This is a genomic window from Chromobacterium haemolyticum (assembly GCF_002081825.1).
Taxonomy (GTDB): Bacteria; Pseudomonadota; Gammaproteobacteria; order Burkholderiales; family Chromobacteriaceae; genus Chromobacterium; species Chromobacterium fluminis.
This window is the reverse complement of the sequence record NZ_MUKU01000066.1, coordinates 1-10,592: the sequence shown is the minus strand read 5'-3', so window position 1 is coordinate 10,592 and position 10,592 is coordinate 1. Positions and strand designations below refer to the sequence as shown.

The following is a 10,592-nucleotide window of genomic DNA, read 5'->3' as shown; positions in this document are numbered from 1 at the left end:
CCAGCTTGCGCCGTTCGCCGCCGTCGCGGCCGATGCCGTGCAGCTGCATCGGTTCGCTCAGGATCTGCTCCACGGTGAAGCGCGGGTTCAGCGAGGCGTAGGGGTTCTGGAAGATGATCTGGATGCGGCGTTTGTAGGCGTGGAAGGCCTTGGCGTCCATGCCCAGCAGGTCCTGGCCGTGGAACAGCGCCTGGCCGCCGCTGGCCTGGTGCAGCCGCACCAGGGTCAGCCCGACGGTGGTCTTGCCGGAGCCGGATTCGCCGACGATGCCCAGGGTTTTACCCTTGGCCAGCTTGAAGGACACGTCCTTGACCGCGTGGAACTGGCGTTTGCCGAACAGGCCTGCGCGCACGTCGAAGGATTTGCAGAGCCCGCGCACGTCCAGGATGATCTCGTCGTCCGCCCGGTAGCCGCGTTCGCGCTGCGGCGGCTCCACATAGCCGCCCGGCTGCAGGAAGTCGTCGATCACCGCCAGCCGCTGCGGCCGCCGGTCCAGGTGCGGCCGGCAGGCCAGCAGCGCCTTGGTGTAGGCGTCCTGCGGCGCGTCGAATATTTGCTGCACCTTGCCCTGCTCGCGGATTTCGCCGTGACGCATGACGATGACTTCGTCGGCGAACTCGCCCACCACGCCCAGATCGTGGGTGATGAACAGCACCGCCATATCGTGTTTCTTTTGCAGGTCGGCGATCAGTTGCAGGATCTGCTTCTGGATGGTGACATCCAGCGCGGTGGTGGGTTCGTCGGCAATCAGCAGCTTGGGTTCGCAGGCAATGGCCATCGCGATCATCACCCGTTGCTGCTGGCCGCCGGACAACTGGTGCGGGTAGCTGTCCACCTTGCTTTCCGGTTCCGGCAGGCCCACTTCGCGCAACAGTTCGATCGCGCGCCGGCGCGCGGCGCGGCGGCCCAGTTTGGCGTGCAGCATCAAGGCTTCCATGATCTGCTCGCCCACGCTGAACACCGGGTTCAGCGAGCTCATCGGCTCCTGGAAGATCATCGCGATGTCCTTGCCGCGCAGCGCGCGCATCTCGGCGCCGCTGGCCTTGAGCAGATCCCGCCCTTGCAGCAGGATCTGGCTGTCCGGGTGGATGCTGGCGTGCTGCGGCGACAGCAGGCGCATGATGGCCATGGAGGTCACGGATTTGCCGGAGCCGGATTCGCCCACCAAGGCCACGGTGCGCTTGGCCGGAATGTCGAAGCTGACGCCCTTGAGCGCCTGGAATTCGCCGCCGTTCTCCTGACGGAACGCCACTTTGAGCTTGCGCACCGACAGCAGGGTCTGGTTTTGGGTCATAGTCTGTTCTCCCCCACTCACTTCACCGCCGCGCGCGGGTCCAGCGCGTCGCGCAGCGCATCGGTCAACATGCTGAAGGCGGTGACCAACAGCGACATCGACAAGGTAACCGCCAACATTTGCCACCAATAGCCCTGAATCAGCTCGGTGGGCGCTTCCGCCAGCATCGAGCCCAGGCTGACCTGGCGCACGCCCACGCCGAAGCCCAGGAAGGACAGGATGGCCTCGTATTTGATCAGCGCCACGGTGAGCAAGGAAAACTGCACCAGCAACAGGTGGGAAATATTGGGCAGGATGTGGATGAACATCTTGCGGGCGTGGCCAGCGCCGATGGCGTCGGCGGCCTGCACGTATTCGCGGCCCTTGAGTTTCAGGTATTCGGCGCGCACCAGGCGGAAGCTGCCGGTCCAGCTGGTCAGCGCCATCACCGTGACGATGGTGGTGATGCCGCGGCCGGAAACGGCGGCGAAGGACAGCAGCAGCAGCATGTCCGGCACCGAAGTGAACACGCTGTAGAACCAATTGAGCGCATCGTCCACCCGGCCGCCGAAATAACCGGCCGCCGCGCCCAGCGCGCAGCCCACCAGCAAGGCCGCCACCGCGCCGAACACGCCGACGAAGATGGAGGTGGAGGTGCCTTTCAGGGTTTTCTCTATCACGTCGCGGCCGCGCAGGTCGGCGCCAAAGGGCAAGGTGGCGCGCTTGGGCGCGTCCACCTGCGCGTATTCGCCCGCGTGCTGCCGCGCCTGTTGCAGCTCCCGGCCTATCGGGTCCTCCTCCGGCGTCATGGTGACGATGGGGGCGGACGCCTGGGCGGGCTTGGCCGGCTCCGGCGGCAACACGTCGTCGGCGGAGGCCTTCACCCAGCTGGGCGGCGCGTAGGGTACGGCGATTTCATCGGTCCAGCCGCCGCCCACCAGATTGAACCAGCCGCCCACGGCCAGCAGCAGGTAGACCGCCACGATCCACAGCGAAACAAAGCCCACTTTCTTGCGTTTCAGCCTTTGCCAGCCCAGCGCCCACAAACCGCGCGAGGGGGCGGCCGGCGCGGCGCCGGCGCTATTGTGCAATGTCGTCATCTCCAGCCCTCTCTCACTTGAGCTGCACGCGCGGGTCGATCAGCTTGTAGACCAGATCGCCCAGCAGATTGAACACCATGGTGGCAATGGCGATATAAATGGTGATGGCCTTGATCACCGGGAAATCGCTCTTGTTCACCGCCATCACCACTTCATTACCCATGCCGGGAATGCCGAAGAAGCTTTCCAGCACCAGCGCGCCGATCAACATATAGGGCAGCGACATCATCACGCTGGTCACCACCGGGATCAGCGCGTTGCGCAACACGTGCTTGAGCATCACCGTGCGCTCGGACAGGCCCTTGGCGCGCGCGGTGCGCACGTAGTCCTGGCCGATTTCCTCGACAAAGAAGCTGCGGTAGAAGCGGATGTCCGGCCCCAAGGACACCATCAGGCCCATCAGCAGCGGCAGCGGCACGTAGACGAAGAGGTTGATCCAAAAGGAGTCCCCCCAACCGCGCACCGGGAACCAGCCCATCTTGAAAGCCAGGAAATACTGGCCGGCGATGATGTAGACCAGCGCGCTGACCGACATGGCCACGGTGCAGGCGATGGTGACGATGTGATCGGTGAGGCCGCCGCGGAAATAAGCGACCAGCGCCGCCAACAGGATGGCGATGGCTAGGTCAACCACCAGCATGGCGCCGGTCAGCGTCAACGAGGGGCCGACGCGGCTGCCGATGATATCGGCCACCGGCTGCTGCGTAGACCAGGAGGTGCCGAAGTCCAGCGTCAGCACCTGTTTGACGAAGATCCAGAACTGCTGCGGCAGGCTCTGGTCCAGGCCCAGCTGGGCGCGGATATTGGCCAGCACGTCCGGCGTCAGGTGCTTGCCGGCCAGCACCAGCGACGGATCTCCGCCCACCAGGGTGAACAGGATGAAAACCAGCAGCATGACGCCAAATAGGGTTGGAATCATCTGCAGGATGCGACGGATGATAAAAGCGGACATGATGTTCTCCTCGCCTGCCGCTTACTTCTGCACGTCCAGGAAACGCCAGATGTAGTTGTAGTTGGGATGCAGCTTGGCGCCTCGCACCCAGGGCTGGATCAGCGTGTTGCGGAAACGGATGTCGCTGAAGGCCCAGGGGGTGTCCGCCATCACGATTTTGTTCATCGCGTCGTACAGCCGGTTGCGTTCCGGGCCGTCCTCCAGATTGCGAGACTGCTCGTACAGCCGGTCATAGCGCGAGGACTGATAGCAGGCGTAGTTGACGCCGCCGGTATTGGGGCCGTATAGCAGCTGTACAAAGTTTTCGCCGTCCGGGAAGTCCGCACTCCAGGCCGCGCCGTTCATGCCGAACTTGCATTCGCGCTGCGCCTTGATCTGTTCGTTCCACTGCATCACGCGGAAGTCCACGCGCACCTTGATCAGATCAAAGGCTTTTTGCCAGTACTCGTTCCATTGCTTGTCAATGGCGGTGGGGCCGGTCAGGAAGTCCACCACCAGCGGCGCGCCGTCCGGCTGGCGGCGGTAGCCGTCCGCGCCCTTTTTGTAGCCGAAGCGGTCCAGCAAGGCGTTGGCCAGCGCCGGGTTATAGGGGAAGGCGCCGCGGAAATCCGGGTTGTGGCCGGCCACATTGGGCGGCACCACGTACTGGACCTTGACCGCCTGGTTGCGGCGGATGTCGCGTATGGTTTCGTCGGTGTTGAAGGCCATGGTGATGGCGCGCCGCAGCGCGATTTTGTCCTTGCCGTAGCCGCCCACCACCGGGTCTTTCATACCGAAGGCGTAGAAGGTGATTTCCTCGTCCAGGCTGCGCAGCAAGCGGATGCCCTGACGCTGGAGATCCGGTTTCAGCTCGGCCCGCCACGGGTTGCTCGGGTCCATGCGCAGCAGTTGCCGGATCAGCGGCTGGGGGATGCCCACCAGGTCCAGCTCCGCGCTCTTGAACGCCAGCCAGGTGGGTTGTTCCTCCTGGATCACCGACACTTCGATGCGGCCGATCTGCGGGTAGCTCTTGCCGTTCATTTCGCGGGCGACGCGCTGGTCTTCCGGATCGCTGCCCGGTTGATAGTTGAAGGTCTGCTTGCGGAAATTGGGGTTGGCCACCAGCGAGATGTGGGTGCCGGGCTGCCACTTGGCCAGCATATAGGGGCCGGTGCCCACCGGATGGGCGTTGGTGTTGCTGCCGTAGGCTTCCACCGCCTCGCGCGCCTGGCCTTGCACGAAGGGCGCGGCCAGGATGTATTTCAACGCCGGATAAGGCTGGATCAGCTTGAGTTGCAGGGTGTAGCGGTCCAGCGCGCGCACGCCAGCCACCGGCGCGTCATAGTTGATCTTGCCGCCGGCGGGCTTGGCCCAGGCATCCAGACCGACGAATTTGCCGGCCACCAGATCGCTCATCGGCGAGGCTACCGCCGGATCAATCAGCCGCTTGAAGGCGTAAACGTAGTCTTCCGCCGTCAGCTCGCGCTTCTTGCCTTTGAAGGCGGGGTCCGGCGCAAAGTACACGCCTTTTTTAAGGGTGAAAGTGTAGGTTTTGGCGTCGGCGCTGACCGTGGGCATGGCGGTGGCGACATTGGGCACCACCTTGACCGGCCGCGCCAGGTAGTCGAAGGTCAGCAGCGGGTCGAAGATGTGTTCGATGATGGCGCCGGAATAGATATCCGAGGTTTTGGACGGATCGAAACCGGTCTCCGGCGCATTGAAGGCCACATGCAGCACCTTGTTCATGTCCGCGGCCTGCGCCGACATCCCTCCCCACGCCATCAGCGCCAGCAGCGCGCATCGCTTCAGGCTCATGATTTTCTCCTTTGTTGTCGCTCCGGCCTGGCGTCTTGCGCCAGCCGATTTTTATGTCGCCGTTTTAGCGGCTCTTGGAACGTGTTTACGATCTCGCGAGCTAAGGCGAGACAAGGCGAAAACAAGCGAAAAAGCGGAATGTACTCGTGGTACATGAGCATTTTGAGCTTGGTTTTAACGCCCATTTCTATCCATCCCGCCAACGCGCAGCAGATCGTAAACAGGTTCTTAACACTCATGAACAAGGTGCGCCGGCCTGGCTTGTTGACAAGCGGCAGCGGCGACGCCATCGTAAAAGCATCCCTTCGAACCACCTCAGGCGGACGCAGTCTCTCTCCGCCTGGCACATTACTCAGGAGCGCCTCATGAAAACAACGCTAGCGCTGTCCCTGCTGGCCGCCAGCCTGCTGACCGGCTGCGCCACCCAGGCGGGTTACGCGCAAAAGGTCTACGGCTGGCAAGGCCGCGACGTCAACGAGATGCTGGCGCAATGGGGCGCGCCCACCAGCCAGCTGACCATGCCCAACGGCAATCAGCTCTACACCTACCGCAGCGCCTACAGCCAGGAAATGCCCTATCAGGGCGGTTTCTACAACTACCCTTGGGGCTTCAGCGGCGGCGGTTCGGTGTATTACCGCTGCACCACCAACTTCGTCGCGGATCCCAAAACCCATACCATTCAGTCGGTGAGCTTTGAGGGCAACGACTGCGTGGCGCCCCCTAAAAATTAAACACCGTCCTCGCCAAAAGAAAGAGCCTGCGCAAACGCAGGCTCTTTTCGTTTCAATGTTCGGCCGCCGGCTGGTGCGCCGGCTTGCCGCCCAATAGGCGGCGCACCCGGCTGCGCAGGCCGTCCAGATAGGTGTAGACCACCGGCACCACGATCAGGGTCAGCACGGTGGAGGTCAGCAAGCCGCCGATGATGGCGTGCGCCATCGGCCGGTTGCTTTCCGAACCGTCGCCGGTGCCCAGCGCCAAGGGCAGCATGCCGAAGATCATCGCCAGGCTGGTCATCATGATGGGGCGCAGCCGCACCCGGCCGGCCTCGACGATGGCCTGGTTGCGCTCCATGCCTTCGCGCCGCGCCTGGTTGACGAAGTCCACCAGCAGGATGCCGTTCTTGGCCGCCAGGCCCATCAACATGATGATGCCGATCACCGAGAACATGTTCAGCGTGGAGCCAAACAGATAAAGCGAACAGAAGACGCCGACGAAAGCCAGCGGCAAAGCCATCATGATGGTGACCGGCAGCGTGAAGCTGCGGAACTGCGCGGCCAGGATCAGATAGATGAAGATCACCCCCAAGGCCAAGGCCTGCACCGCGTAGCCCAGCGATTCCTGCATATCCTTTTGCTGGCCGCCCTGCACCAGCATCACGCCCGGCGGCAGCTTCAGGCCTTCCACCAGCTGATGCACCTCGGCGGAGACGGTACCGGCGTCGCGGCCTTCGATATTGGCCAGGATGGTGATCTCCCGCATCATGTTGACGCGCTTGATCTGGCGCGGGCTGATTCCCTGCCGGGTTTCTATCAAGGAAGACAGCGGAATCATATTGGCCGCGCCGTTGGCGTCCGGCCGCCCGGCCACCGTCAGCGCGTCCAAAAGCTCCTGGCGGCGTTCGGACTTGGGCACCCGCAGCTTGACGTCGTAGTTTTCGCCGTCCGGCGCTTCCCAGGTGGTGACCGCGTTGCCGGCCAGCAGGATGGACAGCGTCTTGCCCACGCGGGCCAGGTCCACGCCCAGGCTGGTGGCGGCGTCGCGCTTGAGCACCAGGTTCAAGGCCGGATCGCCTTCGCTGAGATTGGACTCGATATCGCGCACGCCTTGGATCTTGCCCAGCCGGCGCATCAGGTCTTCGGACACCGCCGTCAGTTCGCGCAGATCGCTGCCGCGCAAGCCCACTTTGACCGGCTTGCCCTGCTGCTGCTCGTTGGCCACCGATTTGATGGTGACGCCGGCCACGGGCAGCACTCGCGCGCGCGCGTCGGCGATCACCTGGCCCAGCGTGCGCTGACGGCTGTTCTTGTCGCCGATGTCCACCGTCACCGAACCGTCGTTCTTGCCGGCGCCGAAGTTGCCTTCTCCCACATTCATCGAGATCGACTTGATTTCGGGAATGCCCTTCACCGCCGCCGCCAGCTCATGGCCCTTGGTGGCGGTGTATTCCAAGGCCGAGCCGGGCGCGGTCTGGTAGCTGATGGTGAATTTGCCGCTGTCTCGCTCCGGGATGAATTCGCCGCCGATGCCGGGCACCAGCGCGAAGCTGGCCACGGTCAGCAGCAAGGCGGTGCCGACCACGGTCTTGCGATGACCCAGCGCCCAGCGGATCACGCCGACGTAACGCTCCGACAGCCGGTCCAGCGAGCTTTCGAAGGCATCCAGCATCCGCCCCAGCGGGCCGCGGTGCTTGTCGCCGTGGTGATGCGGATCGTGCCAGATGGACGACAGCATCGGGTCCAGCGTGAAGCTGACCAACATGGAGATCAGCACCGCCACCGCCACGGTCAGGCCGAACTGGTGGAAAAACTTGCCGATGATGCCGCCCATGAAGCCCACCGGCAGGAACACCGCCACCACGGTCAGCGTGGTGGCCAGCACCGCCAGGCCGATTTCATTGGTGCCGTCCAGCGCCGCCTGGTAATGGCTCTTGCCCAGGCCTGCGTGACGCACGATGTTTTCGCGCACCACGATGGCGTCGTCGATCAGCAGGCCGATGGACAGCGACAAGGCCAGCAGGGTCAACATGTTCAAGGTAAAGCCGAACATCTGAATGGCGAACAAGGTACCGATCAGCGACACCGGCAGGGTCAGGCCGGTGATCACGGTGCTGCGCCAGCTGCCCAGGAACAGGAAGACGATCAGCACGGTCAGGCCCGCGCCTTCCAGCAGCGTGGATTCGACGTTGTTCAGCGACTTCTTCACGTCCTCGGCGGTATCGTAGGTGTAGCGCACCTTGACCCCGGCCGGCATCTGGTTCTTCAGTTCGGCCACCCTGGCCTTGACGCCTTCGGCCACTTCCACCACGTTGGCGCCGCGCGCGGCGCGCAGGTCCAGCGATACGCCGGGCCGGCCGTCTATCAGCGAGATGCTGGACTGCTCGGCCTCGGTGTCGGCCACGGTGGCGATGTCCTCAAGCCGGATGGGCGCGCCGTTGCGGTAACCCACCGCCAGTTGCGAGAAGTCCTCGGCCGATTTCAACTTGCCGGCGACGCGGATCGCCCATTCCTTGCTGACCGCCGACACCGAGCCGGCGGGGAAGTCCTGGTTGGCGGCGCGCAGCGCGTCGGCCACGTCCTGCAAGGACAGGCCGGAAGCTTCCAGCCGCACCGGGTCCACGTCGACGCGGATCTCGCGGCGGACGCCGCCGATCAGCTTGACGTCGCCGACGCCGGCCACCATCTGCAGCCGCTTTTTCAGCACCTTGTCCACCCAGGTGGTCAGCTCGCGCGGCCGGGTCTGGTCCGAGGTCAGCACCAGGGTCAGCATGGGGTTGTCGTTGGGGTCCACCTGGGACACGGTGGGCGCGGATATCTCGCGGCGGAACTGGCCCTGAATGGCGCCTATCTTGTCCCGCACGTTCTGCACCGCCGACACCGGATCCACCGACAACTCGAATTCCACCACCACGGTGGAATTGCCTTCCATGGAATAGGAACGGATTTCCTTGATGCCGTTGATGGTGTTGACCGCTTCTTCCACCGGCTTGGAGATTTCGCTTTCCACCACTTCCGGCGAAGCGCCGGGATAGTCGGTGGATACCAGGGCGATGGGGAAGCGGATGTCCGGCATTTCCTCCACCGCCAGCCGCTGCCAGGAAAACAAGCCCAGCACCACCAGCGTCATCATCAACACGGCGGCGAAATAGGGATTGCGGACGCTTACTCGGGTCAGCCACATGCTGCGCCCCTCCGCTTAGAGTTTGCCGCCGGGCAGGGAAACCGGATCGCCGGCTTTCACCCCCACCAGGTCCACGGCGATCACGTGCTCGCCCGGTTTGACGCCGGACACCGCGGCCAGCCGGTCCGCCTCGGAGCGCAGCAACAACTCCACCGGCCGCCGCTCCAGCCGGCCCTGGCGCGCCACCAGCACCCAGGGCTGGCCGTCCGGATCGTGGATGGCCGGCAGCGGCAGCACGATCTGGTCGCTGACCTGGCGCAGCACAATGCCGCCCTTGGCGAACTGCCCGGCCTTCAGCTTGTGTTCCGGGTTTTTCACGCGTATGTAAAGGGTGAAGCTGCGGGTGCCCGCCACCGCCACCGGGTTGATGCGCACCACTTCGCCGCGCTGGGGCTCGGCCAGGCCGTCCACGCTGAAACTGGCCTGCATGCCGGGCTGGATCTGCGAGATCAGCCGCGCCGGCACGGTGGCGGCGATTTCCAGCACCGATAGATCCGCGATGGCGAACAGCACCGCGTTCTTGCCGGCCACTTCGCCCGGATTGATTTTGCGCTCGTACACCACGCCGTCTATCGGCGCGCGGATCTGAGTGTCCGCCAGCAGCCGGCGCGCGCGCGCCAACTGGGTGGCCTGAGCCTTGGCCTCCCCCTCCTTCACCCGGTAGTCGCTGTCGAATTCGTCATAGGCGATCTGCGAGATGAAGCCCTTGTGCAGCAGTTCCCGCTGTTTTTCCAATTTGACCTTGGCCAGGCGCAGCCGCGCCTCGGTATTGGCCACTTGGGCGTTCTGCTCCGCCACCGATTGCGACAGCACTTCGGCGTCCAGCACCGCCAGCACCTGGCCGCGTTTAACCGCCTCGCCCTCGCGCACGCGCACTTCCTTGACCCGGGCCTCCACCTCGGCGGCCACGGTGCCGCTGGTCAAGGCGTTGAGCGATCCGGTGAAGGCTATCGTCGCCGCCAGCACGCGCGGCTTGGCCGCCATCACATCGGCGGAGGACAAGGTCCGCGCCACCGGCGCGGAAGCCGCGGCCTTGCCGGCTGCGCCCTCCTTGGGCGGGTCAGCCGGTTTGGCGCCGCAAGCCGCCAGCGCCAACGATAAGAGCGGGACTATGACAAATCGTGTGTTCATCTGTGTTGTTCTTTTCTATGGTTGAGCCGCCCGCGACGTGGAGCTCGGACACGCGTGATCGGCCGCCGCGTCAGGCTCGGCGGCCGCGCATCCCGGACGATGAAACGACGCAAGACTCCCCCTTGCGCCGGCGCGGCCGGACCAAGGGTCCGCTCGGCATCATCCCACAGGCGTCACCGCGGGATATGCCATTGTGTGGTCATATTGTCTTGTTGTTGTGAAGCGTGGGCGGACAAGCCGCAGTCAAGCATTTGGGCGGCCTGACCGCGGCCGCCCGTTATCATGCCACAACACTATCCATTAGACATATGTCATTGCACAAACTGCTCGGAGCCCACAATGCCCAGCTTGGTCACCCCCAAACGCTGCGACTCCGCCAGCACCATCGCCACCGGCTCGTACCCCGCTTCCTTGTTCGGCTTGATGTGAAACTCCGGCTGCGGCA

The 10,592-nt window shown here is 64.2% G+C and carries 8 protein-coding genes; 1 reads left to right on the top strand and 7 read right to left on the bottom strand.

What is annotated here, in order from left to right; all coding sequences use genetic code 11:
* The 5 genes from B0T39_RS24435 to B0T39_RS24415 all read right to left on the bottom strand — a co-directional run.
* Positions 1 to 1,294: ATP-binding cassette domain-containing protein (locus B0T39_RS24435; RefSeq protein WP_081551317.1), on the bottom strand; the 1,294-nt coding region annotated here is incomplete at its 3' end.
* Positions 1,295 to 1,311: 17 nt separating this feature from the next.
* Entirely contained in the window at positions 1,312 to 2,373 is a 1,062-nt protein-coding gene (locus B0T39_RS24430) for an ABC transporter permease (protein ID WP_081551315.1), read from the bottom strand.
* 13 nt (positions 2,374 to 2,386) lie between these two features.
* Positions 2,387 to 3,325, bottom strand: a complete 939-nt coding sequence (locus B0T39_RS24425; protein WP_081551313.1) for an ABC transporter permease — start codon at positions 3,323 to 3,325, stop codon at positions 2,387 to 2,389.
* Positions 3,326 to 3,346: 21 nt separating this feature from the next.
* Entirely contained in the window at positions 3,347 to 5,119 is a 1,773-nt protein-coding gene (locus tag B0T39_RS24420) for an ABC transporter substrate-binding protein (RefSeq protein ID WP_081551311.1), read from the bottom strand.
* Positions 5,116 to 5,409, bottom strand: coding sequence for a hypothetical protein (locus B0T39_RS24415; protein WP_081551309.1), 294 nt, complete (start codon positions 5,407 to 5,409; stop codon positions 5,116 to 5,118). The genes B0T39_RS24420 and B0T39_RS24415 overlap by 4 nt, the downstream gene beginning before the upstream one ends.
* A gap of 75 nt (positions 5,410 to 5,484) precedes the next feature.
* On the opposite strand from B0T39_RS24415, the gene B0T39_RS24410 reads away from it, so the two are divergent.
* Positions 5,485 to 5,850, top strand: a complete 366-nt coding sequence (locus B0T39_RS24410) for a hypothetical protein (RefSeq protein WP_081551307.1) — start codon at positions 5,485 to 5,487, stop codon at positions 5,848 to 5,850.
* Positions 5,851 to 5,902: 52 nt separating this feature from the next.
* Here B0T39_RS24410 and B0T39_RS24405 read toward each other — a convergent pair whose 3' ends face one another.
* Entirely contained in the window at positions 5,903 to 9,016 is a 3,114-nt protein-coding gene (locus tag B0T39_RS24405; RefSeq protein WP_081551305.1) for an efflux RND transporter permease subunit, read from the bottom strand.
* A gap of 15 nt (positions 9,017 to 9,031) precedes the next feature.
* A complete protein-coding gene (locus tag B0T39_RS24400; protein WP_081551303.1) occupies positions 9,032 to 10,147 on the bottom strand; it encodes an efflux RND transporter periplasmic adaptor subunit in 1,116 nt (371 codons plus the stop codon).
* Between the last annotated feature and the right edge of the window lie 445 nt (positions 10,148 to 10,592).